At 74.2% G+C, this 26,163-nt stretch carries 27 protein-coding genes; 19 read left to right on the top strand and 8 right to left on the bottom strand.

The window, feature by feature from the left end; translation table 11 throughout:
* Positions 1-3: 3 nt before the first annotated feature.
* Positions 4-1,098, bottom strand: coding sequence for a lipoate--protein ligase family protein (locus tag GC722_RS09295; protein WP_331714604.1), 1,095 nt, complete (start codon positions 1,096-1,098; stop codon positions 4-6).
* Between the two features lie 75 nt (positions 1,099-1,173).
* Between GC722_RS09295 and GC722_RS09290 the strand changes: the two genes are divergently transcribed.
* The 4 genes from GC722_RS09290 (at position 1,174) to dapC (ending at position 5,492) form a co-directional block, all read left to right on the top strand.
* Complete coding sequence (locus GC722_RS09290; protein ID WP_156609615.1) at positions 1,174-2,019, top strand: SDR family oxidoreductase; 846 nt, start codon at positions 1,174-1,176, stop codon at positions 2,017-2,019.
* Positions 2,020-2,136: 117 nt separating this feature from the next.
* The gene (locus GC722_RS09285) at positions 2,137-3,876 is read left to right on the top strand and encodes a VanW family protein (protein ID WP_156609614.1); all 1,740 of its coding nucleotides are present in this window, start codon (positions 2,137-2,139) and stop codon (positions 3,874-3,876) included.
* A 96-nt stretch (positions 3,877-3,972) separates the two neighbouring features.
* Positions 3,973-4,299, top strand: coding sequence for a ferredoxin (gene fdxA, locus GC722_RS09280; RefSeq protein ID WP_331714603.1), 327 nt, complete (start codon positions 3,973-3,975; stop codon positions 4,297-4,299).
* A 68-nt stretch (positions 4,300-4,367) separates the two neighbouring features.
* On the top strand, positions 4,368-5,492 hold the full coding sequence (gene dapC / locus GC722_RS09275) for a succinyldiaminopimelate transaminase (RefSeq protein ID WP_331714602.1): 1,125 nt from the start codon (positions 4,368-4,370) through the stop codon (positions 5,490-5,492).
* On the opposite strand, the gene GC722_RS09270 is transcribed toward dapC, so the two are convergent.
* Positions 5,479-6,186: a FadR/GntR family transcriptional regulator gene (locus GC722_RS09270; protein WP_156609613.1), complete on the bottom strand. Its 708-nt coding sequence runs from the start codon at positions 6,184-6,186 to the stop codon at positions 5,479-5,481. The genes dapC and GC722_RS09270 overlap by 14 nt on opposite strands.
* Positions 6,187-6,307: 121 nt before the next feature.
* On the opposite strand from GC722_RS09270, the gene GC722_RS09265 reads away from it, so the two are divergent.
* The 4 genes from GC722_RS09265 (at position 6,308) to GC722_RS09250 (ending at position 9,796) form a co-directional block, all read left to right on the top strand.
* Positions 6,308-7,168 carry an amidohydrolase family protein gene (locus tag GC722_RS09265; protein WP_197429925.1) on the top strand — a complete coding sequence of 287 codons (861 nt, stop codon included), beginning with the start codon at positions 6,308-6,310 and terminating at the stop codon, positions 7,166-7,168.
* Complete coding sequence (locus GC722_RS09260; RefSeq protein WP_197429924.1) at positions 7,165-8,139, top strand: aldo/keto reductase; 975 nt, start codon at positions 7,165-7,167, stop codon at positions 8,137-8,139. The genes GC722_RS09265 and GC722_RS09260 overlap by 4 nt, the downstream gene beginning before the upstream one ends.
* Before the next feature lie 62 nt (positions 8,140-8,201).
* Entirely contained in the window at positions 8,202-9,053 is an 852-nt protein-coding gene (locus tag GC722_RS09255; RefSeq protein WP_156609611.1) for a fumarylacetoacetate hydrolase family protein, read from the top strand.
* Positions 9,050-9,796, top strand: coding sequence for an SDR family NAD(P)-dependent oxidoreductase (locus tag GC722_RS09250; RefSeq protein ID WP_331714601.1), 747 nt, complete (start codon positions 9,050-9,052; stop codon positions 9,794-9,796). Before GC722_RS09255 ends, GC722_RS09250 begins: the two co-directional genes overlap by 4 nt.
* 19 nt (positions 9,797-9,815) lie before the next feature.
* Here the strand turns inward: GC722_RS09250 and GC722_RS09245 are convergent, their stop codons facing one another.
* The 3 genes from GC722_RS09245 to dapD all read right to left on the bottom strand — a co-directional run bounded on the left by GC722_RS09245 (position 9,816) and on the right by dapD (position 12,207).
* Positions 9,816-10,283, bottom strand: a complete 468-nt coding sequence (locus GC722_RS09245; protein ID WP_156609610.1) for a hypothetical protein — start codon at positions 10,281-10,283, stop codon at positions 9,816-9,818.
* Between the two features lie 90 nt (positions 10,284-10,373).
* On the bottom strand, positions 10,374-11,264 hold the full coding sequence (locus tag GC722_RS09240) for a hypothetical protein (protein WP_156609609.1): 891 nt from the start codon (positions 11,262-11,264) through the stop codon (positions 10,374-10,376).
* A 22-nt stretch (positions 11,265-11,286) separates the two neighbouring features.
* The gene (gene dapD / locus GC722_RS09235; RefSeq protein ID WP_156609608.1) at positions 11,287-12,207 is read right to left on the bottom strand and encodes a 2,3,4,5-tetrahydropyridine-2,6-dicarboxylate N-succinyltransferase; all 921 of its coding nucleotides are present in this window, start codon (positions 12,205-12,207) and stop codon (positions 11,287-11,289) included.
* A gap of 82 nt (positions 12,208-12,289) precedes the next feature.
* Here dapD and dapE point away from each other — a divergent pair, with 82 nt between their 5' ends.
* The 5 genes from dapE (at position 12,290) to GC722_RS09210 (ending at position 17,328) form a co-directional block, all read left to right on the top strand.
* On the top strand, positions 12,290-13,360 hold the full coding sequence (dapE, locus tag GC722_RS09230; RefSeq protein ID WP_156609607.1) for a succinyl-diaminopimelate desuccinylase: 1,071 nt from the start codon (positions 12,290-12,292) through the stop codon (positions 13,358-13,360).
* A gap of 125 nt (positions 13,361-13,485) precedes the next feature.
* Complete coding sequence (locus tag GC722_RS09225) at positions 13,486-14,487, top strand: siderophore ABC transporter substrate-binding protein (protein WP_156609606.1); 1,002 nt, start codon at positions 13,486-13,488, stop codon at positions 14,485-14,487.
* Positions 14,484-15,530 carry an ABC transporter permease gene (locus GC722_RS09220; protein ID WP_197429923.1) on the top strand — a complete coding sequence of 349 codons (1,047 nt, stop codon included), beginning with the start codon at positions 14,484-14,486 and terminating at the stop codon, positions 15,528-15,530. The genes GC722_RS09225 and GC722_RS09220 overlap by 4 nt, the downstream gene beginning before the upstream one ends.
* Positions 15,527-16,573 (top strand): iron chelate uptake ABC transporter family permease subunit, encoded by a 1,047-nt coding sequence (locus tag GC722_RS09215; protein WP_197429922.1) that lies wholly within the window; start codon positions 15,527-15,529, stop codon positions 16,571-16,573. Before GC722_RS09220 ends, GC722_RS09215 begins: the two co-directional genes overlap by 4 nt.
* The gene (locus tag GC722_RS09210) at positions 16,570-17,328 is read left to right on the top strand and encodes an iron ABC transporter ATP-binding protein (RefSeq protein ID WP_331714600.1); all 759 of its coding nucleotides are present in this window, start codon (positions 16,570-16,572) and stop codon (positions 17,326-17,328) included. The genes GC722_RS09215 and GC722_RS09210 overlap by 4 nt, the downstream gene beginning before the upstream one ends.
* A gap of 60 nt (positions 17,329-17,388) precedes the next feature.
* Here GC722_RS09210 and GC722_RS09205 read toward each other — a convergent pair whose 3' ends face one another.
* On the bottom strand, positions 17,389-18,039 hold the full coding sequence (locus tag GC722_RS09205; protein WP_156609605.1) for a hemerythrin domain-containing protein: 651 nt from the start codon (positions 18,037-18,039) through the stop codon (positions 17,389-17,391).
* A gap of 154 nt (positions 18,040-18,193) precedes the next feature.
* The gene (locus tag GC722_RS09200; RefSeq protein ID WP_156609604.1) at positions 18,194-19,717 is read right to left on the bottom strand and encodes an HNH endonuclease; all 1,524 of its coding nucleotides are present in this window, start codon (positions 19,715-19,717) and stop codon (positions 18,194-18,196) included.
* 300 nt (positions 19,718-20,017) lie between these two features.
* Here GC722_RS09200 and GC722_RS09195 point away from each other — a divergent pair, with 300 nt between their 5' ends.
* Positions 20,018-20,731, top strand: coding sequence for a hypothetical protein (locus GC722_RS09195; protein ID WP_197429921.1), 714 nt, complete (start codon positions 20,018-20,020; stop codon positions 20,729-20,731).
* Between the two features lie 116 nt (positions 20,732-20,847).
* On the opposite strand, the gene ligD is transcribed toward GC722_RS09195, so the two are convergent.
* Positions 20,848-22,866: a non-homologous end-joining DNA ligase gene (ligD, locus tag GC722_RS09190; RefSeq protein WP_156609602.1), complete on the bottom strand. Its 2,019-nt coding sequence runs from the start codon at positions 22,864-22,866 to the stop codon at positions 20,848-20,850.
* Between the two features lie 142 nt (positions 22,867-23,008).
* Between ligD and GC722_RS09185 the strand changes: the two genes are divergently transcribed.
* Genes GC722_RS09185 through GC722_RS09165 form a run of 5 tightly spaced genes read left to right on the top strand, consistent with a single transcriptional unit; the run spans position 23,009 to position 26,102 of the window.
* Positions 23,009-23,701 carry an LOG family protein gene (locus GC722_RS09185; protein ID WP_156609875.1) on the top strand — a complete coding sequence of 231 codons (693 nt, stop codon included), beginning with the start codon at positions 23,009-23,011 and terminating at the stop codon, positions 23,699-23,701.
* A gap of 16 nt (positions 23,702-23,717) precedes the next feature.
* Positions 23,718-24,614: an aldo/keto reductase gene (locus tag GC722_RS09180; RefSeq protein ID WP_156609601.1), complete on the top strand. Its 897-nt coding sequence runs from the start codon at positions 23,718-23,720 to the stop codon at positions 24,612-24,614.
* Positions 24,615-24,670: 56 nt separating this feature from the next.
* Positions 24,671-25,003, top strand: coding sequence for a DivIVA domain-containing protein (locus GC722_RS09175; protein ID WP_156609600.1), 333 nt, complete (start codon positions 24,671-24,673; stop codon positions 25,001-25,003).
* A complete protein-coding gene (locus GC722_RS09170; RefSeq protein WP_331714599.1) occupies positions 24,982-25,617 on the top strand; it encodes a DNA-3-methyladenine glycosylase I in 636 nt (211 codons plus the stop codon). Before GC722_RS09175 ends, GC722_RS09170 begins: the two co-directional genes overlap by 22 nt.
* Positions 25,617-26,102, top strand: a complete 486-nt coding sequence (locus GC722_RS09165; RefSeq protein WP_156609599.1) for an SRPBCC family protein — start codon at positions 25,617-25,619, stop codon at positions 26,100-26,102. The genes GC722_RS09170 and GC722_RS09165 overlap by 1 nt, the downstream gene beginning before the upstream one ends.
* The last annotated feature ends 61 nt before the right edge of the window (positions 26,103-26,163 follow it).

Raw genomic sequence — 26,163 nt, 5'->3', positions numbered from 1 at the left:
GGGTCAGGGGACGCGCGCCAGCCAGGCGGGGTCGGAGTACTTCGAGACGGCCAGCGCCTCGGCCTCGGCCAGCGTGGCGGCGTCGACGTCGGCCGGCTGCAGCCCGTAGCTGTCACGGAAGTGGCTCGTCATCGCCTCCACCACGGCGTCGCGCGGGAGACCGGTCTGGGAGCGGATCGGGTCCACCCGCTTGGCCGCGCTGACGATCCCCTTGTCGGAGACCTTCTCCCGCCCGATGCGCAGGATGTCGAGCATCTTCCTCGCGTCGATGTCGTAGGACATGGTCACGTGGTGCAGCACCACCCCGCTGGCCAGCCGCTTCTGGGCCGCCCCGCCGATCTTGCCCGCGGGTGAGGCGATGTCGTTGAGCGGGACGTAGCGGGCGTCCACCCCGAGCCCGCGCAGCGCCCGCACCACCCAGGCGTCGAGGAAGGCGTAGGACTCGGCGAAGCTGAGGCCCTCCACCAGCGTCGAGGGCACGTACAGCGAGTAGGTGATGGTGTTGCCCGGTTCCACGAACATGGCGCCGCCGCCGGACATCCGGCGCACCACCGTCGCCTCGTGGCGGGCGGCCGCAGCCAGGTCCACCTCGTTGGACAGCGACTGGAAGGAGCCGATGATGACGGCGTTGGAGGCCCACTGCCACACCCGCAGCGCCGGTCCCCGCCGCCCCTCGCCGAGCTGGCGGGCGATCACCTCGTCCAGCGCCATCTGCATGGCCGGGTGCTGCGGCCCGGTCTCCAGCAGCTCGAAGCGGTGGTCGGACCAGCTCGTCGAGCGGCCGAGCGCGCGGAGCACGGCCAGGGCGACCGCCCGCGCGTCGAAGCCCACCAGCACCGCGGCGCCGGCGGCCCGGTCGACCGCGTCGCTGAGCTCGGCCACCGTGGCGTCGGCGGGCTGCCCGACCAGCGCCCGGCTCATCCAGCCCAGCGCGTCGTCGGGCTCGAGGAAGAAGTCCCCGGAGAGGACGACCGAGGCGATCCGGCCGTCCTCGACGCTCAGGTCGGCGACCACGAGCTTGCCCTCGGTGACCTTGTACTCCCCGTGGTACCGGCCGGGCTGCTGCTGGACGGGGCCGGGCGACGTGTTCGTGTGCACGTCGGCGCAACGCCGCGGGCGCCCCGGTTATGCCAGCCGGAAAGACGGTGGTGCCCGCGCCGGCGCTGCGGCAGCATGCCGACGGTGAGCTCCGAACACCCCCTGCACGGGCGCACCGCGCTGGTGACCGGCGTCAGCCGGCGCCGCGGCATCGCCTTCGCCGTCGCCTCGCGGCTGGCCCGGATGGGCGCCTCGCTGGCCCTCACCTCCCACGCCGCCCACGACGCCGCCCAGCCCTGGGGCGCCGACGACCCCGCCGCGGTCACCGCCGAGCTGCGCGAGCAGCTGGTGCCGGGGGCCCGGCTGGCGGAGGTGCCGGCCGACCTCGCCGATCCCGACGCCCCCGACCGGGTGGTCGCGGCCCTGGCGGCCGAGCTCGGCCACCTGGACGCCCTGGTCTGCGTGCACGCCCGCTCCGGCGGCGACGCCGCCCTGCCGCAGCAGACGCCGGAGATGCTCGACGGCCACTGGCAGGTGAACGCGCGCTCCACGCTGCTGCTCACCAAGGCCTTCGCCGCCCAGCCCGGTTTCGACGGCTGGCGCCCCGGTCAGCAGCCGCCGGGCCGGGTGGTGTGGCTGTCCTCGGGCCAGCACCTCGGCCCGATGCGCGACGAGGTGGCCTACGTGGCCTCCAAGGGTGCCCTGCTGGGCGCCCTGCGCACGGTGGCCGACCACCTCATCGAGCGCGGCATCGTGGTCAACGCGGTCAACCCCGGACCGGTGAACACCGGCTACCTCGACGTCGCGACGACCGACCGCGACCCGGCGGTGCTGGAGCAGGTGCTCGCCGCCTTCCCTGGAGGACGGTTCGGCGAACCCGACGACCCCGCCCGGCTGATCGCCTGGCTGGTCAGCGACGACGGCCGCTGGGTGGTCGGGCAGGTCATCGACTCCGAGGGCGGGTTCCGCCGCTGGGCCTGACGGCCGCGCCGTCGTCCGACCGCGGCGGCGCACCCCGCTGTCGTAGGATCGTGCAGTCCGTGCCCCCTCGGGCGCGCATCCAGCGTGCCCAGGCCCAGTCAACCGAGGCTGTCTGAATTGACCGAGAAGACCACCGCCACGACGTCCCCGAACCGCCCCAGGCGCAGCCGGGGGCTGGTCGTCGGCGTCGCCGTCGCCACCGTCGTGCTGGTCCTGGGCGGGATCTACCTGGCCGGCTACCTGCTCGCCGGCGACCGCGCACCCCGCAACGCCTCCGTCGGGGGCGTGCCCATCGGGGGACTCAGCCGCGAGGACGCGGTGGCCACCCTCGAGCGCGAGCTGGCGCCCCGCGCCACCGCGCCGATCACGCTGACGGCGGGGGAGGTCAGCAGCGAGGTGGAGCCGGCCGAGGCGGGTCTGGCGCTGGACGCCGCGGCCTCGGTCGAGGAGGCCGGCGCCGGCCGGTCCTGGGACCCGCTGCACATCTGGCAGGTGCTCACCGGCGGCAGCGCCCGTGAACCCGTGGTCCGCGTCGACCAGGGAGCCCTGGACGCCGCCGTGGCCGACTTCGCCGAGGAGGTCGACGGCGAACCCCGCAACGCCACCCTCGCCTACGACGGGCTGGAGGTGGAGGTGGGCGAGTCCTCCCCGGGCGTCACCGTGGACCGCGACCTCACCGCCGAGGCTCTGGCCGAGGCCTACCTGAGCAGCACCTCCGTCGAGGCCGCCGCCAGCGTCGTCGAGCCCGAGGTCACCACCGAGGAGGCCGAGCAGGTCGCCGAGGAGGTGGCCGAGCCGGCCGTGGACGGACCGGTCCGGGTCGACGCCGGCGAGGCCGGCAGCTTCGAGGTGCCGCCGGAGGCCATCGCCGCCGCCACCCGCTTCGAGGTGGCCGAGGGCACCTACGTGGCCCGCTACGACGCCGAGAAGCTGCTCGCCGGCAGCGAGGACAGCATCGAGGCCGAGCTCGACGTCGACGAGCCGAAGGACGCCTACTGGCGCCTCGAGGGTGGCGAGCCCACCCTGGTGGAGGCCGAGAAGGGGGCCACCGTCGCCGCCGAGGACCTGCTCACCGCCGTCCAGCCGGTGCTCGCGAAGTCCGGCCGGGAGCGCTCCGCCGAGGTCGAGCTGACCGAGGAGGAGCCCGAGTTCACCACCGCCGAGGCGGAGGAGGCCAAGGTCACCGAGGTGGTGGGGGAGTTCACCACCTACTACCCGCCGGCGGAGTACCGCGACATCAACCTCGGCCAGGTCGCCGAGCGGGTCGACAACTACTGGCTGGCTCCCGGCGAGACCTTCTCGATGAACGACGTGGTGGGGGAGCGCACCCCCGAGAACGGCTTCGCCGAGGGCTACGTCATCCAGGGCGGCACGCTGGTCAAGGAGTCCGGCGGCGGTGTCTCGCAGGGCGCCACCACGCTGTTCAACGCCGCCTTCGCCGCCGGGCTCGAGGACGTCGAGCACCACCCGCACACGCTCTACTTCGAGCGCTACCCGGCGGGCCGGGAGGCGACCGTGTACTACGGCTCGCTCGACCTGAGGTTCAAGAACAACACCCCCTACGGCGTCGTGATCCAGGCCGACCGGCGCAGCTCCGCCGGTCGCGACCAGGGCTCGCTGACGGTGAAGATCTGGAGCACCAAGGTCTGGGACGAGATCCGCACCCCGGAGCCGACGAAGTCCGACTTCACCTCCGGCCGCCGCATCGAGAGCGACGCGCCGGACTGCGAGTACCAGGCGCCGACGCCGGGGCTGACCGCGCGCTACCACCGCGCGTTCATCCGCGACGGCAAGGAGGTCAAGCGGGACAGCTACACCTGGACCTACGACCCCGGTGACGAGATCGTCTGCCGGTGAGCCAGGTGGACCTGGCCTGCACCACCCGCCCCGAGCAGCCATACTGGGACGTGTCGCCGTCTCGGCACCGCACACGCACCAGAGGAGAGTTCTGAAGTGACGTACGTCATCGCGCAGCCCTGTGTCGACCTGAAGGACCGTGCCTGCGTGGAGGAGTGCCCCGTGGACTGCATCTACGAGGGCAACCGGATGCTGTACATCCACCCCGAGGAGTGCGTCGACTGCGGCGCCTGCGAGCCGGTCTGCCCGGTGGAGGCGATCTTCTACGAGGACGACGTCCCCGAGGAGTGGAAGGCCTACTACGACGCCAACGTGCAGTTCTTCGACGGCATCGGCATGCCGGGCGGGGCGGCCAAGATGGGCCCCATCGACAAGGACCACGAGCTGGTCTCCGCCCTGCCGCCGCAGGAGCACGATGAGTGAGGCTCCTCCCCGGGAGCGCACCGGGCCGGACGCGTGACGTCCGCCCCGGCGACCGTCCGGGGGGCGCGGTGAGCTCCGGCATCGCCGGCGGCCTGCCGGACTTCCCCTGGGACTCGCTGGCCGACGCCTCGGCGCGCGCCCGGGCCCACCCCGACGGCATCGTCGACCTGTCGGTCGGCACCCCGGTCGACCCGACCCCGGCCCGGGCCCGCGACGCGCTGACCGGCGCGGCCGACGCGCCCGGGTACCCGCTCACCGCCGGCACGCCGGCGCTGCGCCGGGCGATGGCCGGCTGGGCGGCCCGCCGCTGGGCCGTCGAGGGCCTGGCGCCCGACGCGTGCCTGCCGGTCATCGGCACCAAGGAGCTCGTGGGCTGGCTGCCCACCCTGCTCGGGCTGGCGCCCGCCGCGGACGGCACGCCCCCGTCGGTCGTCTTCCCGCGCGCCGCCTACCCCACCTACCGGGTCGGGGCCCTGGTGGCCGGGGCGCGCGCGGTGGCCGCCGACCACCCCGACGAGCTGGGTGACCTGCGGCCGTCCCTGGTCTGGATCAACTCCCCCTCCAACCCCACCGGTGAGGTGCTCGCGCCGCAGCGGCTGCGGGAGTGGGTGCGCTGGTGCCGCGAGCGCGGTGCGGTGCTGGCGTCCGACGAGTGCTACGGCGAGCTCGGCTGGGAGGCCGAGCCGGTCTCGGTGCTCCACCCCGACGTCTGCGACGGCGACCACAGCGGTCTGCTGGCGGTGCACTCGCTGTCCAAGCGGTCCAACCTGGCCGGCTACCGGGCGGGCTTCGTGCTCGGCGACGCCGCCCTCGTCGCCGCCCTGCTGGCGGTCCGCAAGCACCTGGGGATGATCGTCCCGGCCCCGGTGCAGGCGGCGATGACCGCGCTGCTCGACGACGACTCCGAGGTGGCGCTCCAGCGCGAGCGCTACCGCGCCCGCCGTGACCTGCTGCGGCCGGCGCTGGAGGCCGCCGGGTTCCGCGTCGACCACTCCACCGCGGGCCTCTACCTGTGGGCCACCCGCGGCGAGGACTGCCGGCGCAGCGTCGACCGGCTGGCCGACCTGGGCATCCTGGTCGCCCCCGGCGACTTCTACGGCGAGCCCGAGGTCACCGGGCAGCACGTCCGGGTGGCGCTGACCGCCACCGACGAGCGGATCGCCGCCGCGGCGGCCCGGCTCACCGCGGGCTGACCGGCGACTCCGGCAGGGTCGCCTCGACGCCGTGCAGGTGGACCTCCATCCAGGCGCGGGCCCGGTCCGGTGCCCGGTCGGTGAGCGCGGCCAGGATGGCCTCGTGCTCGCGGTGGGTGTCGTGCAGGCGGGGCGAGTTGAACAGCGCCTGCCAGCGGGCGGCCAGCGTGGGCGCCGACATGGCGTCGATCAGCGCCGACAGCACCGGGTTGCCCGCCACCTCCGAGATCAGCCGGTGGAAGCCGAGGTCGGAGCGCATCGCCGCCTCGTGGTCGACCGGGTCGGCGTCGATGGCCCGCCTCGCTCCGTCCAGCAGCTCGCGGGCGCGGGCGGTGTGGGCCTGCGTGAAACGCTCCGCCGCCCGCTGCACGGCCTCGACCTCCAGCACCCGGCGCACCGTGTGGGCGTGCGCCGCCGAGGGTCCGGCCTGCAGCTGCACCCAGAAGCCGAGACCGCCCAGCAGCCGCTCCGGCGCCAGCGTGGTGACGAAGGTGCCTGCTCCCTGCCGGGTCTCGAGCACCCCGAGCGCCGACAGCGCCCTCACCCCCTCGCGCAGCGAACCCCGGGAGACGCCGAGCTGCTCGGCCAGGACCTTCTCCACCGGCAGCTGCGAACCGGGGGCGAAGGTGCCGTCGAGGATCATCTGCTGGACGCCGGTGACCACCACATCGGTCTGCGACCGTGGACCATTCATCGGACCAGTGTGGACCATGTCGGAGGCCGTCACTAGGGTGAGTCGAGCGGGCCACCGGACCGTCCAGCGGTGGGCGGCAAGTTGTCGGATCTCTGGCTCGCCGTCGAAGGGAACAGCCGCGTTGGACGTCGTCGACACCCACCTCCACCTCTGGGATACCCAGCGGCTGCGCTACCCGTGGCTGGACGCCACGCCCGAGCTCGCCCGCCCGCACCTGGTCGAGCAGGCGGCCGTCGACGTCCCCGCTGCCGCGTCGGTGGTGGTGCAGGCCGACTGCCTGCCCGAGCAGTCGCTGGACGAGGTCCGCTGGGTCGAGGAGCAGGCGGAGGCGGGCCGCGGGAGCGGTCTGCGGCTGGTGGCCATGGTCGCCGCCGCCCCCGTCGACGGCCCCGGCCTGGTCGACCACCTCGACCGGCTGGCCGAGCACCCGCTGGTCACGGGGGTGCGACGGCTGCTGCAGGACGAGCCCGAGGGTGCGGTCGTCACCGACGCGATGCTGGCCGGGCTGGCGGAGGTGGCGGAGCGGAACCTCGTCTTCGACGTCACGGTCCGCCACACGCAGCTGGGGGAGGTCGTGGAGCTGGTCCGCCGGAGCCCCTCGGTGCGGTTCGTGCTGGACCACCTGGGCAAGCCGCCGCTGCGCCGGCCGGAGCTGCGCGACGGCTGGCTGCACGACGTCCGCGCGCTCGCCGGGCAGCCGAACGTGGTGCTCAAGGTGTCCGGGCTCGGAGCCGAGTCCGACCCCGACCAGCCGCTGGCCGAGCAGGCCGCCTGGTACGTCCGTCGTGGCCTGGAGCTCTTCGGCACCGACCGCGCGGTGGTCGGCTCGGACTGGCCGGTGTCCTCGCTGGGGAGCGCCCCGGGGCGCTCCTGGTCGGAGTGGGTGGGCCTGGTCGCGCGTGAGTCGGGGGCGAGCGGCACGGAGCTGGACGAGCTGCTGCGAGGCACCGCCCGCCGCACCTACCGCTGGGACGTCCGGTGAGCGCGCCGGCCTCGCGGCTGCACGACCGCGGCGTGCACCCCACCCCGGTGGCGCTCGGCACCGCGCAGCTGGGCAACCTGTACCAGGCCATCGACGACGAGCAGGCCGAGGCCACCGTCGCCGCGGCCTGGGACGGCGGCATCCGCTACTTCGACACCGCCCCGCACTACGGGCTGGGCGTCTCCGAGCGTCGTCTCGGCCGTGCCCTGCGGGAGCGGCCGCGGCAGGAGTACGTGCTCTCGACCAAGGTGGGCCGGCTGCTGCGGCCCAACCCCTCGCCCACCGGACGCGACGGGGAGTTCCACGTCCCCGACGACCTCGTCCGGGTGTGGGACTTCAGCGCCGAGGGGGTGCGTCGCAGCGTCCACGAGAGCCTGGAGCGGCTGGGGCTGGACCACCTCGACATCGCCTACATCCACGACCCCGACGACCACTTCGAGGAGGCGATGGCCGGCGCGGTCCCCGAGCTGTCGCGGCTCCGGGACGAGGGGCTGGTGCGCGCCTGGGGGGCCGGCATGAACCAGGCCGGGATGCTGCAGCGGTTCGCCGCCGAGACCGACGCCGACGTCATGATGCTGGCCGGGCGCCACACCCTGCTCGAGCAGCGGGCGGGCGAGCTCTTCGCCACCTGTCGGCGCACCGGGGTGGCGGTGGTCTGCGCCGCCGTCTTCAACTCCGGGGTGCTCGCCGAGGACGACCCGGGTGCCGCCAGCCACTACAACTACGGCGCGGTGCCCGAGGACGTCCTGACCCGGGTCCGCGCGATCGGCGAGCTGTGCCGGGAGTTCGGCACCACCCTGCCCGCCGCCGCCATCGCCTACCCGCTGCGCGAGCCGGCCGTGGTCAGCGTCGCCCTGGGGATGCAGAGCCCCGACCACGTCCGCCAGAACCTCGCCCGGGTGGCCCAGCAGGTCCCCGACGAGCTGTTCGAGGCCCTCGACGCCGCCGGGCTGGTGCCCGCGCCGGGCTGAGCGGGGCCACCCCCAGAGCCGCCCGGTCCGCCGGGCACCCGAGAAACGAGAAGGAGCAGCAGATGAGACTGATGCGGATCGGCGCGCCGGGCGCCGAGCGTCCGGTGGTCGAGGTGGAGGGGCGCCACTACGACGCCAGCGGCCTCACCCCCGACTTCGGGCACGACTTCTGGGCCGAGGGCCCGGCCCGGCTGGCCGAGGCGGTGGCGGCAGGCAGCCTGCCGGCCACCACGGTCGACGGCGAGCGGGTGGGCGCGGCCCTGCCCCGCGGCGGCGCCCTCATCTGCATCGGCATGAACTACGCCGCCCACGCCGCCGAGAGCGGGTCGGAGCCGCCGAGCCGGCCGATCATCTTCCTCAAGTCCCCGGCCACGCTGGCCGGCCCCGACGACGAGGTGACCATCCCGCGCGGCTCCACCAAGACCGACTGGGAGGTCGAGCTCGGCGTGGTGATCGGTGCCGAGGCCGCGAACCTCGGCCCCGACGACGACCCGCTGGCTCACGTGGCCGGGTACGTGCTGGCCAACGACCTCTCCGAGCGCACCTTCCAGATCGAGCTCAGCGGCGGGCAGTGGAGCAAGGGCAAGTGCTGCAAGGGCTTCCTGCCGCTCGGTCCCTACGTCGCGACCCCCGACGAGGTGGACGCCGCCGCGCTGCGGCTGCGCAGCTGGGTCAACGGCGAACCGCGCCAGGACTCCAGCACCAGCGACATGGTGTTCTCCGTCGCCGACCTGGTCCGCGACCTGAGCCAGTACATGACCCTCGAGCCGGGCGACCTCATCCTCACCGGCACCCCGGAGGGCGTGGCGCTGTCCGGCCGCTTCCCCTACCTGCAGCCCGGCGACGTGGTCGAGCTGGAGATCGACGGTCTGGGACGGCAGCGTCAGATCTACCGGAGCGGGGAGCAGTCGTGAACGACTTCGACGGCCTGGTGGCCGTGGTCACCGGCGGCGCCTCCGGCATCGGCGCCCGCACCGCCGAGGTGCTGGCCGGCCGCGGCGCCACCGTGGCGGTGCTCGACCTTCGTCCGGACCCCGACAGCCCCTTCACCTCCATCCGCTGCGACGTGTCCTCGACCGAGTCGGTGGACGCGGCCGTGGCCGCGGTGGTCGAGCGGCACGGCCGGCTCGACGTGGTGGTCAACAACGCCGGCATCGGCGCCCAGGGCGACGTCAGCGCCAACGACGACGAGACCTGGCACCGGGTCTTCGACGTCAACGTGGTGGGCATGGTGCGGGTGGCCCGCGCCGCCCTGCCGCACCTGCGGCGCTCGCCCGCCGCGGCGGTGGTCAACACCTCCTCGATCGCCGCGACGGCCGGGCTGCCGCAGCGGGCCCTCTACAGCGCCACCAAGGGCGCGGTGTCGGCGCTGACCCGCGCCATGGCGGCCGACCACCTGCGCGAGGGCATCCGGGTCAACTGCGTCAACCCCGGCACCGCCGACACCCCGTGGGTGCAGCGGCTGCTGGACAGCGCCGAGGACCCCGCCGCCGAGCGCGCGGCGCTGGAGGCCCGTCAGCCGCACGGGCGCCTGGTCAGCCCCGACGAGGTCGCGCAGGCGGTGGCCTACCTGGCCAGCCCGCTCAGCTCGTCCACCAGCGGGGTGGAGCTGGCGGTCGACGGCGGGATGCAGGCACTGAGGCTGCGCCCGGCCTGAGCCGGTCGGCGGTGGCCGGTCAGCTGCCGTTGACCGGCCACCGTGCGCGACCGGCGTACTCCACCGCCTCCAGGGTCTCACCGGGCTCGACCATGAGGAGCTGGCAGCCCTCGCCCCTCCCGGCGGTCACCTCGGCCACGCCGTTGCAGGGGAACACGTCACCGAGCTGCTGCACCCACACCGGCGAGATCTCGCCTCCGGTCGCCTCCCCGTCCCAGAGGGCGGTCGACAGGTTCTGCTCGTTCTCGGGGGTGCCCTCCTCGAAGGCCACCTGGTAGCGGACGAAGTAGGGCGTGTGCTGCTGCAGGTCCTCGAGGTCCAGGACCTCGACGTCCTGCGCCGTGCCCTGCCTCACCTCGGTCACCGTCAGCGTCCCGTTCGCGATCTCCGCCGGTTCCCCGATCGCCACCTCTGCGGCGTTGCCGCAGCCGGCGAGCAGGAGGACGGCGGGGACGGCAAGCCACAGCGGGCGGAAGGAGGTCGACATGCCGGGCAGCCTAGGGAGCGCGGGTGCCACGTGCGGGGCCTCGCAGGGCCGCCCGGGGTGTGATGGTGGCCACCTCGCCGGGTGCGCCCCTCAGCCGGCGGTGAAGGTGATGCGGACGGCGTCGGGGTCGGTGGCGGCGCTCGGCAGCCACTCGCCGAGCCCGTCGGGGTCGTGGGTCCAGGTGGTGCCGGCGACCTCGACCGACTGCACGCCGTGGCGGCCGGCGTTGGCGACGGCGTGGGCGGCCACCGTCCACGCCAGCGTCTCCCGCGGGGCGCGGACCGACAGCGACGCGGGGGTGCCGTCCTCGCCGGCCGGCGCCTCGGTCGTCTCGAGGTCTCCCAGGGTGTCGGTGAGGGACTCGGTGAGCCCGTCGACGTCGGCCCGGCCCAGCTCGCCGTGGGAGCAGCGCAGCGCGGCGGGGGAGTGGCCGGTGAAGACGCTGGCCAGCACCCGGGCGTCGGCCTCGTGGTCGCGGTAGGCCTCTGGGTAGCCGCTGCGCTGCACCTCCTGGGCGACGTCGTTGATGTCGCCGGTCTCCCAGCCGTCGACCTCCACCAGGGCGTCGTAGAAGCGTCCGGTGCTGTAGTAGGGGTCCATGATCTCCTCGACCGTGCCCCAGCCCTGGGAGGGGCGCTGCTGGAACAGCCCCACCGAGTCCCGGTCGCCGCCGTCGAGGTTGCGGATCCCGGTCTCCTGGTAGACCGTCGCCATCGCGATCGAGGCCGCCCGCGGGGACAGCCCCCGCTCGACCGACACCCCGGTGATGATGGCGGTGTAGTGGGCCTGGTCGGGGGTGATCGTCACCGCGAGGTCGTTGGCCACCGCGACGCAGCGCGGCTCGAACGGCGAGGGGTCGGCCAGGCCGCGCGAGCGCAGCAGGGCGAACCCGCCCACCGCGAGGCCGAGCAGCACCACCACGGCCAGCCCGAGGCAGCCGAGGGAGCGCAGCAGCCGGGTCCGTCGTGCAGGCGGTGGCATCGCAGCTGGTCCGGCGGCGGGCTCAGTTGGCGTGCAGGTCGGCGTTCAGGCTGAAGCTGCCGGCGCGCGGACGGGCCTCCACCACCCCGGTGGTGGAGTTGCGCCAGAACTGCAGCCCGTCGGCGCCGGAGAGCTCGCGGGCCTTGACCACCCGGCCGTCGGGCAGCGTCACCTTGGTCCCGGCGGTGAGGTACAGCCCCGCCTCGACCACGCAGTCGTCACCGAGGGCGATGCCCAGCCCGGACTGCGCGCCCAGCAGGCAGCGCTCGCCGATGGAGACCACCTCGGTGCCGCCGCCGGAGAGGGTGCCCATGATGGAGGCGCCGCCGCCGATGTCGGAGCCGTCCCCGACCACCACGCCCTGGCTGATCCGCCCCTCGACCATGGAGGCGCCCAGCGTGCCGGCGTTGAAGTTGACGAAGCCCTCGTGCATCACCGTGGTGCCGGGGGCCAGGTGGGCGCCGAGGCGGACCCGGTCGGCGTCGGCCACCCGCACCCCCGCCGGCAGCACGTAGTCGACCATCCGCGGGAACTTGTCGACGCCGAGCACGGTGACGTGGCCGTCACGGGCCCGCAGCGCGGCCCGGACCTGCTCGAAGCCGTCGACGGCGCAGGGGCCGGCGGTCGTCCACACCACGTTGGGCAGCACGCCGAACAGGCCGTCGAGGTTCAGCTCGCGCGGGCGGACCAGGCGGTGGCTGAGCAGGTGCAGCCGCAGGTAGGCGTCCGCGGTGCCGCTCGGCGACTCGTCCAGGTCGATCTCGACGCGGACGACCTCGGTGCGCACGCGCCGGGTCGGGTCCTCGGCGGCGACCAGCTCGGCCGGGGCCTCGGCCGGAGCGGCGCCCAGCGCGGGCGCGGGGAACCAGGTGTCGAGCACCTGGCCGCCGTCGGTGACGGTGGCCAGGCCCCAGCCGGAGGCGGTGCGGATGTCGTCGGGCATGGCGCAGAGCGTAGTGGCTGCCGGCGACAGCGCCGTCCGGCTGGCACCCGGACGGCGGCCGGGCGCGGATAGGGTCGCGGCCATGGCCCTCGACCTCACCGCCCCGCTGCCCGACCTGCTGCAGGCCCTCGTGGACCTCGAGTCCGTCAGCGGGGACGAGGCCCGGATCGCCGACGAGGTCGAGCAGGCGCTGCGCGGCTGCGGCCACCTGCGCGTCGACCGCGACGGCGACACGGTGGTGGCGCGCACCGAGCTCGGCCGGGCGGAGCGGGTGGTGGTCGCCGGCCACCTCGACACGGTGCCGGTGGCCGGGAACCTCCCGTCGCGACGGCTGCTGGTCGACGGCGTCGACGCCGTCTGGGGGCGCGGCAGCTGCGACATGAAGGGCGGTGTGGCCGTCGCGCTGGCCGTGGCCGCCCGGGCCGTGACGCCGGTGCACGACGTGACCTGGATCTTCTACGACCAGGAGGAGGTCGAGGCCGAGCGCAACGGGCTCGGCCGCATCTCGCGCAACCACCCCGAGTGGCTGGAGGGGTCCTTCGCGGTGCTGGGTGAGCCGTCCAACGCCCGCGTCGAGGGCGGCTGCCAGGGCACGCTGCGGACCCGGATCGAGCTGAGCGGCACCGCCGCCCACTCCGCCCGGGCCTGGATGGGTCACAACGCCATCCACGACGCCGCCGACGTGCTGCAGCGGCTCGCCGACCACGAGCCGCGCCAGGTCGTGGTGGACGGCCTGCGCTACCACGAGGGCCTCAACGCGGTGGCCATCAGCGGCGGCATCGCCGGCAACGTCATCCCCGACCGGTGCGTGGTCGACGTCAACTTCCGCTTCGCCCCCGACCGCAGCCCCGAGCAGGCGGTGGAGTTCGTCCGCGACTTCTTCGCCCCCCACGCGCTGGAGGTGGTCGACCTCTCCGCCGGGGCCCGTCCCGGTCTGGACCAGCCCGCCGCCGCGGCCTTCGTGGCCGCCGTCGGCGGTGAGCCGCAGGCCAAGTTCGGCTGGACCGACGTGGCCCGCTTCTCCGCCGTGGGGGTCCCGGCGGTGAACTTCGGCCCCGGCGACCCCAGCAAGGCCCACGCCGACGACGAGTTCTGCCCGGTGGCCGACCTCGAGACCTGCGCGGAGGCGCTGCGCCGCTGGCTCGGTGTCTGACGGACTCCGGACGACGGGGTGGGGTGTGATCCATCCCACCTGAGACGGAGTGGCCACCACCGTGGGAGCGGCTTTAGGTTTGTCTCACCTAAGTGAGGTTCACCTATCTGGAAGGACCGCCGGTCATGACCGACCTGCACCTCGGTGCCCGCGGACGTCGTCTGCTCACCGTCCCCGCGATCGCCGCCGCGCTGGCCCTGACCGCCGCGGGCTGCGGCACCGGGACCGCCGACGCCGAGACCGGGCCCGTCGAGACCGTCTCGATCACCGACTCCCAGGGCCGCACCGTGGCCGTGCCGAAGGACCCCGAGGTCGTCGTCGCCACCGACTGGAGCGTGGTGCGCACGCTGAACGACCTCGGTGTCGAGGTCGACGCCGTGCCGTCCTCGGCCGGCGCGCTGCCGGAGGACCTGGCCCGCTACGCCGGTGACGAGGTGCCCAAGATCGGCGGCGTGAAGGAGCTCGACTACGAGGCGATCAACGCCCTGGAGCCCGACGTGGTGCTGGTCGGCTCCCGCTCGGGCACGCCCGAGATCGTGGCCGAGATGGAGAAGATCACCCCGGCCGTGGTCGACATGTCGGTGCGTCCCGAGACGCCGGAGCAGACCCTGCCGCTGACCACCGAGCGCGTGGTGCAGCTGGGGTCGATCTTCGGCCTGGAGGCCGAGGCCGAGCAGCGGATGGCCGAGGCCACGGCCGCCGTCGAGGAGGTCGCGGCCAAGGCCGAGGAGTCCGGCGAGACGGCCATGTTCGTCCAGGTCTCCGGCGGCACCGCCAGCGCCTACGGCCCCGGCTCCCGCTTCGGCACCATCTACTCCGACTACGGCTTCGTGCCCACCGACGCCCCCGTCGACGACGAGGGCGGCCACGGCCAGGAGATCTCCGCGGAGTTCTTCGCCGAGTACGACCCCGACGTGGTCTACGTCCTGGACCGCGCCAAGGCCATCGGCGACGACGAGACCCCGGCCCTCGACGTGCTCGACAACGGCCTGGTGAACTCCACCACCGCCGCCCGCAACGGCAAGGTCCTCGAGGTCGACGGGTTCGCCTGGTACCTGGCCAACGCCGCACCGTCCTCCATCGAGCAGATGACCGCCGACGTCGACCGGGCCTTCTCGGCCTCGTGACCACCTCGACCCGCGGGGAGCGGGGCACCAGACCGGAGCGGACGCCTGGCGTCCGCTCCGGCCTGCGTCCCTGGCACCTGGCCGTGATGACGGCCGGGCTGCTGCTGGCGTCCTGGCTCAGCCTGGGCGTCGGCGTGTCGAACCTGCGCCCGCACGACCTGCTGAGCCCCACGCCGGAGCAGTGGGAGCTGCTGGCCGTGTCGCGGGTGCCGCGGCTGCTGGCCGTGCTGCTGGCCGGTGCCGCCCTCAGCGTCGCCGGGCTGATCATGCAGCGGATCACCCAGAACCGGTTCGTCAGCCCCTCCACCTCCGGCACGGTCGAGTCGGCGGTGCTCGGCATCCTGCTGGCCACCCTGCTGATGGCCTCGGCGCCGCTGGTGGTCAAGATGCTCGTGGCCATCGTCACCTCGATCGCCGGCACGCTGGTGTTCCTGCGGCTGCTCGAGGGGATCCGGCACAACGACGGGATCGTCGTCGCGCTGGTCGGGATCATGTACGGCGGCGTGATCAGCGCGGTGACCACCTTCGTGGCCTACCAGCTCGACCTGCTGCAGATGCTGGACGTGTGGACCACCGGCTCCTTCTCCGGCGTGCTCGAGGGCCGCTACGAGCCGATCTTCGTGGTGGTGCTGGCCGGGGTGGTCGGCTACCTGTTCGCCGACCGCTTCACCGTGGTGGGGATGGGCGCGGACTTCGCCACCAACCTGGGGGTCAACTACCGGGTCGTGCTGTACACCGGGCTGGTGGTGGTCTCGGTGATGGCCGCCGTGGTGACGGTGGTGGTCGGCGCGCTGCCCTTCCTGGGGCTGGTGGTGCCCAACGTGGTGAGCCTGCTGCTGGGCGACAACGTGCGTGCCGTGCTGCCGGTGACCGCGCTGGCCGGTGCCGGGTTCGTGCTCGTCTGCGACGTCGTCGGCCGGCTGCTCCGCTTCCCCTACGAGATCCCGGCGAGCACCATCGCCGGGGTGGTCGGCGGTGTGGTCTTCGTGCTGCTGATCCTCAGAGCCGCCGGGTCGCCGCGCAACGCCGGGAGCACGCTGTGAGCGCTTCCGCCCCCGCCACCACCGGGCGGGGCGCTCCGGGTCTGTCGCCGCAGGAGCCGGCGGTCGTCCACAGCGACGTCGAGTGCGGCCGTCGTCGCCGGGTGCGGCTCACCCTGGTGGCGCTGGCGGCGCTCACCGTGGCCGCGGTGCTGGCCTTCGGCTTCATCGACCTCAAGGGCTCCTGGGAGTACGCGCTCGGGCTCCGCGCCCGCCAGGTCGCGGCCCTGCTCGTGGTGGGCGTGGCGGTCGGGGCGTCCAGCGTGGTGTTCCAGACCATCGCCGGCAGCCGCATCCTGACCCCGGGCGTGATGGGCTTCGACTCGCTGTACCTGCTGGTGCAGACGGTGGTGGTCTACGTCTTCGGCACCGCCACCTTCCTCTCCCTCGGTGCGCAGAACCGGTTCCTGGTCAACCTGGTGCTGCTGACCATGTTCGGCCTGCTGCTGTTCCGGTGGCTGTTCCGCCGCAGCTCGCGCAACCTGTTCGTGCTGGTGCTGATCGGCGTGGTCTGCGGGTCGCTGTTCGCCGCGCTGACCAGCTTCGCCTCCCGGCTGCTCAGCCCCAACGACTACCTGACCCTGCAGGACGTGGCCTTCGCCAGCTTCACCACCGTCGACGCCGACCTGCTGGGCGTCACCGCGGTGATCACCGCGGCCGCCTGCCTGGGGTTCGTGCCGCTGCTGCGCCGCCTCGACATCGTCGACCTCGGCCACGACACCGCCACCGGTCTCGGCGTCGGCTACCACCGGGTGGTGCTGACCAGCCTGGTGCTGGTCACCGTGCTGGTGGCCAGCTCCACCGCCCTGGTGGGCCCGATGACCTTCCTCGGCCTGATCGTGGCCAACCTGGCCCGCCAGCTGCTGCCGACCCACCGTCACGCCGTGCTGGTGCCGGCGGCCGCCCTGGTGGGCGCGATCTGCACCGTGCTGGGCCAGACCGTGGTGGTGCACGTCTTCGCCCTCACCACCACCCTCAGCGTCGTGGTCAACCTGGTGGGCGGTCTCTACTTCCTGTACCTGCTGATGAGGACGGCTCGGCTGTGATCACCCTGGACGGCATCACCAAGCGCTACGACGACGTCACCGTGCTCGACGACGTCTGCCTCACCGTGCCCGACGGAAAGCTGACCGCGCTGGTCGGCCCCAACGGAGCCGGCAAGTCCACGCTGCTCTCGATCGCCTCCCGGCTGCTGCCCACCGACGCCGGCACGGTGCACCTGGACGGGATGGACGTCCTCACCGCCCGCGACACCGAGGTGGCGCAGCGGCTGGCGGTGCTCCGGCAGGACAACCGGGTGGCCGCCCGGCTGAGCGTGGTCGACCTGGTCCGGTTCGGGCGCTTCCCCTACTGCAGGGGGCGGCTGCGGGCCGAGGACCACGCCGCGGTGGCGGAGGCGCTGGCCTACATGGAGCTCGACGACCTGCGTGACCGCTACCTGGACCAGCTCTCCGGCGGCCAGCGCCAGCGGGCCTTCATCGCCATGGTGCTCGCCCAGGACACCGACCACGTGCTGCTGGACGAGCCGCTGAACAACCTCGACATGCGCCACGCGGTGCAGATGATGCGACGGCTCCGCGACCTGGTCACCACCCGCGGCAAGACCGTGGTGGTCGTGCTGCACGACATCAACTTCGCCGCCGCCCACGCCGACCACGTGGTGGCGATGCGGGACGGCCGGGTGGTGGCGGCCGGGACCCCGCAGCAGATCGTGTGCACCGACGTGCTGCAGGCCGTCTACGACCTGACCGTGCCGGTGCACCACGTGGAGGACCAGCCGGTGGCGGTCTACTTCAGCTGACCGTCCGCCGGCTCGGAGCCGGTACGCCGTCCTCGGGGGAGACGGCGTACCGGTGCCGCCTCAGTAGCCGAAGCCGTGCCGGGCCAGGGGCTCGACGAGCTGGTGCTCCTCGTAGGAGAGGTGGGACAGCAGCGTGTCGGTGAGCAGGTCGACGGCCTCGCGGACCTGCTCGCCGCCGCCCGGCCCGTCGACCAGGGCGACGAGGGCCCGGTCGAGACGCTCCAGCACCTCGTGGATGACCTCGTGCTCGGCCTGCAGCTGGTCCACCACCGGGGCCAGCGACGGCTGCGCGCGGCGCAGGTGGGGCAGCATGCCCCGGTCCTCGTAGGTGTGGTGGGCGGTGACCAGTCGGCAGTAGGACTGGCAGTAGGCGCCCAGGGTCCAGCTGTTCTGCCGCATGGTCAGCTGGTTGATGGCCGAACGGGCCAGCCCGGGGGTGAGGGCGCCCTCCAGCACCTGGTCCGCCATGGCGCGCACCTGCTCGAGCTCGGCGCGCAGGTGGTCGTGGACGTCGACCAGGTGCTGGGCGGTCGCCGTTTGCTGGGCGGTGTAGCGGACGCCGGCGGCCGGCGGTCCGGCGGTGGGCCGTGCCGCCTCGTCGAGCAGGCCGGTGCGGGCCAGCCTCGTCGCCGGCGGGGCGGTGGGGAGCACCCCCAGCGGCTCGGGCGCGGGGGCGGTCGGCTGCCCGGCCGTGCCGGACGGGTCGCTCATGCGGACGGCCTCCTTCGACGGCCGGTACGGTGCCGGCCGCGCAGCAGCCTAGGCGGCCTCGCGGGTGCGTGAGCGCCGGAGTGGTGCAGGGGTCGACCCCGGCAGGGTGGTCGACGTGCTCGGCCACCGCTGAGCGGCGTGTGGCGGCCTGAGGTCAGAACGGCGCCGGCTCGGGGGAGCGAGGTGACGGCGACAGGGACACCGGCTGCTGAGGCGGCGGTACCCCACCGCGTGCCGGGGCGGTCGTGGTGGAGGACCACCCGCGGTCGGCCGGTGGGCCGGCTGCGGATGCACCGGCGCTGCGGCGAAGGGCACGCGCCGCGGCCAGCTCGCTGGTGCCGCCGTCGCGGTCTCGGAGGTAGCGGGCGCCGGAGGGGCTGGTCCACAGGTAGCGGCCGGCGGCGAGCGCCCGGTAGCGCCAGCGGTGGTGCGTCTTGAGCTGGTGGTGACCCCGGCAGAGCGGCGCCAGGTTGTCGCTGGAGGTCGTCCCGCCGGCGCCGAAGGCCACGACGTGGTCGCAGTCGAGGGACCAGCGGTCCTCGCCGGAGGCGCTGCTCAGCGGCCGCGGGTGGGCGGGCCGGTGGCACCAGGGGAACACGCAGGTGCGGTCGCGGAGGGCCACCTGCTCCCGGATCCGGTCGGGGACCTCGTACCCGGCAGTGCCCTGCGGCCGGTTCAGGTCCACGACGGGGCGCACGGTGACGGACGTGCCGGGCTGGCCGCACCAGTCGCGGACCTGTCCGGCGGTCACCGGCACCCGGGTGTTGCCGACCCAGCCGGGCGCGCAGCCGCCGTCCGCCAGCGCGTCCGCGGACAGGTGCAGGTAGAGGGTGACCCGTCGAGCGGGCACGGGACGGCCGGCGCTGCCGTCCGCCGGCGGCTCCGGTGCGCCGTCGGCCACGCCGGGCTCCGCCCCGGCGGGCAGGAGATCGAGCGCCGGCTGGTGGCGGGCCAGCTCGCCCACGGCCCGGCTGCGGCGGACGTCGAGGGACTGCGTGCAACCCGAGCTGGCCAGGGCCGCCGCGCCCGCGGTCACCGCGGCCTCGAGGTCGAGGGCGTCGGGCAGGTCGAGCCAGCCCGACACCGCGGCCATCCCCGAGCTCGAGCCGTCCTGGTCGTGCCAGATGTCGAAGCGGCGGGAGTCCTCCGCGGCGCGCCTGCGCTGCTCGGCCTCGGTCGGCATGTACTCGAGCACCGCCGTGGTGACCAGCCGGTCGAGCTGGGCCGGACCCACCCGGCCGGCCATGGCGGCGACCTGGGCGTCCACGAACGCGGCGGCGTCCCGGCTCAGCGAGATGGTGCGGGAGGCGACCCGCCGGGCCTGCCAGGCCGGCACCCGGGCGCCCTGCACCAGGGCCCACAGGCGGGGGAGGCGGTGGCGCAGCTCGAGCGCGTGGCCGATGAGGGTGCGTCCGCTCTCGGTGGAGCAGTGCAGCGCCGCGGCGAGCTCGGCGACACAGCTGGCCGCCACGGCCGGCGTGCCCTCGCCGGCCAGCGGCGCACCGGTGTCCATGCCGCGGAAGTAGGAGGTCGCGGCGTGCTCGGCGTCCAGCGCGGGGTGGAGGTCGGCCCAGCGTGCCGCCTGGTCGAGCAGTGCGGCGGCGGCCGCGTCCTCGCTGGCTCGCAGCTCGCGCGCCGCCGCCAGCACGGTGGCGGCGTCGGCGCGTCCTCGATCCATGACCTGAATCTACGGACCGGGTCTGACAGTTCTGCCCACCCCGGGACGGGCGTCCCGGCGGCCCAGCCGACGGTGGCCTCTGCCTCCACGGTGATGTCCTCGGGCGTCTTGTCGGCTGACCTCCTTGGCCCCCGCGAAGCTCGGCCCGGGCGTCGGCGGCACCTGCTGGTCCGCTGGACCTGGCGTCGTGGCGGCATCGCTCGCGACGGGTTCCGGCGAAAGCCCACGGGATCGTCCAGACCTGCTTACCGTGGACGAGAACAGCTCGACACCCCCGCCGAGCGAGACCCGGAGGCTACCGTGAAGCTTGCTCTGCGTGCCCTGCTGGCCCTCGTCAGCACCCTCGCCATCACCATGACCGTCCCGGGACCGGCGCACGCCGGGTCCGCCCCTGCTCTCTCATGGGCTCCTTCCACCGGGACCGCGGCCTACGACTACGGCACCGTCGACGTCGGCAGCGAGTCGGTCCAGACCTTCACCCTGAGCAACGGCGGAGGATCGGGGACCAGCGCGCTGAAGATCACCCTCGGCGGCTCGAGTGCCTACTCGATCACCCAGGACACCTGTTCTGGGACGAGCCTCGGCCCGAGGAAGAGCTGCACGGTCACGGTGACCTACGCCCCCGTCTCCGGCGGTGGGACCGACACCGCCACCCTGACGGCGACCTCCAACAAGGCCGCCGCCCGCGCGACCCACACCCTGACCGGGTCGGCGACGCACGTCGTGGTGGGGTCGCTCGTCATCACCCACGGTCCGTGCGTGTCGACCGGTGGCAACTCTCTGAGCTGCGCCCCGTTCGACGTCGTGGGCTCCGACCTGCAGCCGGGCGCGGAGGTCATGTACTGCGTGCCTGGCGAGAGCGCCTGCCGTGTCAGCTGGGGTCAGGTCGCCGGTGACGGGACCTTCGAGCTGCACTACGGCAACGTGGGCTGCATCCCCGGGCACGTGATGTTCTTCCGCACCACGGACGCCGGCGGCGCGACCGTCGAGAGCAACTACTTCACCTGCGCCTGACGACCACCAGCCACGTAGGCGCAACCCCGGAGGTCGACCCGCGCGCGACGCGGATCGCCGGGTGCGGTCGGTGACCCCCGGCGGCAGCGTGCGAGCGCGGACGAGCAGCTCCCGCCTCAGCCTGCTGCGGGCTCGTCCACGGTGACGTCCTCGGGCGCCTTGTCGGGGCGCCAGCCCCGCCAGGACGGGTGCCGGATCCGGCCCGGGCCGGTCCAGTCCATGTACTCCACCTCGCCCACCAGCTCGGGCCGCACCCAGTGCACCCCGGCGGCGTCGGCCCGCGGCACGTCGTCCAGCGGGCACTCCGCCACGGCCAGCGGCTCCAGCAGCCGGGTGGCCTCGGCCAGGGCCGCCTGGGAGAACCCGGTGCCGACCCGGCCGGCGTAGCGCAGCCCGTCCGGCCCCGGCACGGCCATCACCAGCGACCCCAGGGAGCCGCGGCGGTTCCCCTGCCCGCTCTTCCAGCCGACGACCACGACCTCCTGGGTGCGGACGTTCTTGATCTTCAGCCACTGCTCGCTGCGGGCGCCGGGGAAGTAGCGCGACCCCCGCTGCTTGGCGACCAGACCCTCCATCCCCATGGCGCGGCTGACCTCCATGGCCTGCGCGAAGTCCGGCCCGAGCGTCGGCGGCACCTGGATCCGCGGGTCGAGGGAGGTCTCGGCCACCAGCTGCTCGAGCCGCTCCCGGCGCTCGGTGTAGGGCAGCGAGAGGCACGGCTCGCCGTCCAGCGCGAGCAGGTCGAAGCACACCAGCTGCACCGGCACCGTGCGGGCCACCCGGGCCACGTCGGCGGCCCTGGCCAGGTTCATCCGCTGCTGCAGCAGCCCGAAGCTGGGCCGGCCGAGCTCGTCGATGGCGACCACCTCACCGTCCAGCACCACCCGCCGGGCCCGGAGCGGCTCCAGCGCCTGCGCGACCTCCGGGTACGTCGCGGTGACCGGCAGACCCCGCCGCGAGGTGAGCCGGACGCCGGCCGCGTCGGCGTGCACGACGGTGCGCACGCCGTCCCACTTCATCTCGAACTCCCAGTCCCCGCGGCTGGTGAAGTCGTCGCGCCGGCCTCCGGGCGAGGAGGCCAGCATCGGCACCACCGGCTCGGGCAGGGGTCCCGCGGCGGGCTCGGGCTGGATGGTGGGGTCGACGCCCCCGCCGCCGGGCTCCGCCACCGGCTCGGCCGGTGGGGGAGCGGGCTCGCGACGGCTGGCCGCCGCGCGGGTGCGCCCGGTCCGCCTGGGCGGCTCCTGGTCGAGCAGCACCGCCATCGGGTCGCCCAGCTCCCGCGCCCGCTCCAGCACCTCGGCGAGCTCCAGCTGGGCCAGCGCCGGGTCGTCCAGCTCCTCCCAGGTCCGCGGGGCGGCCACCCAGGGACGTCCACGCCCGCGCAGCGAGTACGGCGCGATGGTGGTCTTGGCCGCGTTGTTCTGGCTCCAGTCCAGGAACACCTTGCCCGCCCGCTCGCTGCGCCGCATCACCGAGATGACCAGGTCGGGGTGCAGCTGCTGCAGCGCCGCGGCGATCTCGCGGGCCCACCGGCTGACCTGCTCGCTGGTGCGGCTGCCGTCCAGCGCCGCGTACAGGTGGATGCCCTTGCTGCCGCTCGTCACCGGCACGGTGACCAGGTCCAGCTCGGCCAGCAGCTCACGCGCGCTCCTCGCCACCAGGGCGCACTCGGCCAGACCGACCCCCGGCCCGGGGTCGAGGTCGAGCACCAGCCGGTCGGGGTTGCGGGGCCGGCCACGGGCGTCGAAACGCCACTGCGGGACGTGCAGCTCGATGGCGGCGAGCTGGGCCAGCCAGGTCAGCGTGGCGGCGTCCTCGACCACCGGGTAGTTCACCGGACGGTCGGAGTGCTCCACCCGGACCCGCCGCACCCAGTCGGGGGTGCCGGAGTCGAGGTTCTTGGCGAAGAACACCATCTCCCGCCCGCCGTCGGCGCGGCCGGCTCCCTCCGGCCACCGCTTGCGGGTCACCGGGCGGTCCCGCACGTGGGGCAGCAGCAGCGGGGCGATCTCGGCGTAGTAGTGCAGCATCTCGCCCTTGGTGGTGCCGCTGCCGGCGAAGAGCACCTTGTCCAGGTTCGTCAGCCGCAGCGTGCGGCCGTCCACGGTGACCTGCTGCGCCCTCGCCGTCATGGGCTCATCGTAGGGACGGCGGCGGGTCCGGCCGGCGTCGTGGGGGGCCGTTAGGGTGTGGGGCGTGAGCAGCGAACCGTCCGCGCAGCGACGCCGGCAGGGCCCGGTCGAGCGCCGCACCGACCAGCAGCACGGCGGCACCATGGACCAGCACCTGCTGGACACCCGGGCCGGCAGCGACTTCGTCCACACCGACCCGTGGCGGGTGCTGCGGATCCAGTCCGAGTTCGTCGAGGGCTTCGGCACGCTCGCCGAGACCGGACCGGCCATCTCGGTCTTCGGCTCCGCCCGGCTGGGCCCCGGCCACCCGATGTACGCCGCCGCGGAGGAGATCGGACGCCGGCTGGTGCGGGCCGGCTACGCGGTCATCACCGGCGGCGGGCCGGGGATCATGGAGGCGGCCAACAAGGGCGCGGCGGAGGCCGGCGGGCAGTCCATCGGGCTCGGCATCGAGCTGCCCTTCGAGAGCCGGCTCAACGACCACGTCACGCTCGGCATCAACTTCCGCTACTTCTTCGCCCGCAAGACGATGTTCGTCAAGTACGCCCAGGGCTTCGTGGTGATGCCCGGCGGCTTCGGCACCCTGGACGAGCTGTTCGAGGCACTGACCCTGGTGCAGACCGAGAAGGTGACCAGCTTCCCGGTCGTGCTCTTCGGCACCTCCTACTGGCGCGGGCTGCTGGACTGGCTCGCCGACCAGGTGCTGGCGGAGTCCTGCATCAACCCCGTCGACCTGGAGCTGCTGCAGCTCACCGACGACATCGACGAGGTGGTCGAGATCATGCGGACCAACCGCACCCCGCGGCTGCCGTCCCGGACGCCCGTCGAGGGCTGAGCGGTAGCCTGCCGCCATGGCAGCTGCAGCGGTCCCGACCACCCCCGTCACCCTCGGCACCTCCTCCCTCGGCGGCCGCGGCGACGAGAGCGAGGCGGCCCTGCTCGCCGACGCGCTGCTGCGCTCGGAGCTGGGCGCCGTCGACACCTCCAACGCCTACGCCGGAGGTCACAGCGAGCGGCACCTGGGCGCCGCGGTGGTGCGGGCCGGCGGGCTGCCGGAGGGCAAGATCATCTACTCCAAGGCCGACGCCGACCCCGACACCGGCGACTTCGACGCCGCCCGGGTCCTGGCCTCGCTGGAGGAGTCGCTGCGGCGCCTGGCGCTGGACTCGCTCCCGCTGTACCACCTGCACGACCCGCAGCCCCGCCCGGTCGCGGAGATGATGGCCCCCGGCGGACCGGTCGAGACGCTGGCCTCGCTGCGCGACCAGGGCGTCGTCGGCGCCATCGGCATCGCCGCCGGTCCGCGCGAGATGGTGCACGAGTACGTGCGGACCGGGGCCTTCGACGCCGTCCTGACGCACAACCGCTACACCCTCGCCGACCGCAGCGCGCGCCCGCTGATGGAGACCGCGCGCGAGCTCGGCATGACCGTGTTCAACGCCGCCCCCTTCGGCGGCGGTGTGCTGGCCGACCCCAGCAAGGACACCTACGGCTACGCCCCCATCCCTGAGGAGCTGGCCGGCTGGCTGCAGCAGCTGCGCGGGCTGGCCGCCGACCACGCCGTCGACCTGGCCGCCGCCGCGCTGCACTTCTCGCTGCGCGACCCGCTGGTGGACTCCACGGTGGTCGGCATCTCCACCCGGCAGCGGCTGGTGCAGCTCGAGCGGCTGCTGGCCACCCCCGTCCCGGAGACCTTCTGGAGCGACCTGGAGCAGCTCGGGGAGCCGCCCGCCAGCTCGATCGACTGAGCGTCCTCCCTCGCTCGGCCGGTCCTGCCCCGGCACCTGTGGCACCATCACCTGCCATGGAGTGGGCGCTGGTGGTGGTCGCGGTGGCGGTGCTCGGCATCGGCGCGGTGGCGGCCACCGGCCGCCTGGGAGGCATGCAGGAGGAGCCGGTGCGCGACACCTACCGCCAGCAGCTGCCCGACCTGCCGCTGACCGCTCAGGACGTCGCCGGGCTGCGCTTCGGGGTCGCCCTGCGGGGCTACTCGATGGCCCAGGTCGACGACGTGCTGGAGCGGCTGGGACGCGAGCTGGCCGAGCGCGACGCCCGGATCGCCGGCCTGGAGCAGCAGCTCGACGAGCGCCGCCTCGGGCCCGGTGAGCTGCCGTCGTGGCCGGAGCCGGGACGGTGACCGCCGAGGTGACCCCCTCGGGCGCGGTGCGGGGCGAGGACGGCCTGCTGCGCTGCCCGTGGGCGCTGTCGGCGCCGGAGTACGTGCGCTACCACGACGAGGAGTGGGGCCGGCCGGTCACCAGCGCCGCCGGGCTGTACGAGCGGCTGACCCTGGAGGCCTTCCAGTCGGGGCTGAGCTGGTTGACGATCCTGCGCAAGCGGGAGGCCTTCCGGGCCGCCTTCGCCGGCTTCGACCCCGCCCGCGTCGCCGCCTTCGGGGAGGCCGACGTGGCCCGGCTGATGGCCGACGCCGGCATCGTCCGCAACCGGCTCAAGATCGAGGCGGCGGTGGCCAACGCGCGCGCGGTGGTGGCCCTGGGGGAGGAGTTCCCCGCCCTGGTGCTGGCCGCCGCGTCACCAGGACGCCCCCGCCCGCAGCGGCTGGCCGACGTCCCCGCCAGCACCCCCGCCTCGGCGGCGCTGGCCCGCGCCCTCAAGGCCAGGGGCGTACGCTTCGTCGGGCCGACCACCGCGTACGCGTTGATGCAGGCGGTCGGCCTGGTCGACGACCACCTCGTCGACTGCCACGTGCCCACCCGTCCGGTCCAGCCGGCCCGCAGCGCAGGAGCGTGATGTACCGACTGAGCGCCGAGGTGCTGAGCCCCGCCCGGCCCGAGCAGATCTGGGAGGTGCTGCTGGACTGGTCCGGGCAGCACCGCTGGATCCCGATGACCTCGGTCGAGGTCGTCGAGGGCACCGGCCGCGAGGTCGGCGACCGCGTGCTGGCGGTCAGCCGTCCCGGGCCGGGGCGTCGCCGGCTGGGGCTGGTGGACCGCATGCGGGTCAGCCGGATCATCCCCGGCCACCTGCTGGAGGTGGAGCACCTCGGACCGCAGTTCCGCGGCCGCGGGGAGTTCCGGCTGGTGGACGAGGGCAGCGCCGGCACCCGCATCACCTGCACTGAGGACGTCACCGGTCCGGCGCTGGTGGTCAGGGCCGTCCCGCTGGCCGGGCCGGTCGCGCGCCGGGCGCTGCGGCGCAGCCTCCGCGCGCTGTCGGAGGTGGCGCTGCGCCACTGCGCCGCGCACCCGCCCGGTGAGGACCCGAAACCCTCCTGACCACCCGGTACCCCCATCTGCTCTTCCCGTGCGGGATACTGGTGTGCGTTCCGTCGGAGAC

This window comes from Auraticoccus cholistanensis (assembly GCF_009742705.1).
GTDB lineage: Bacteria > Actinomycetota > Actinomycetes > Propionibacteriales > Propionibacteriaceae > Auraticoccus > Auraticoccus cholistanensis.
Note: the sequence above shows the minus strand (reverse complement) of the source record. Positions and strands in the feature narration are given on the sequence as shown.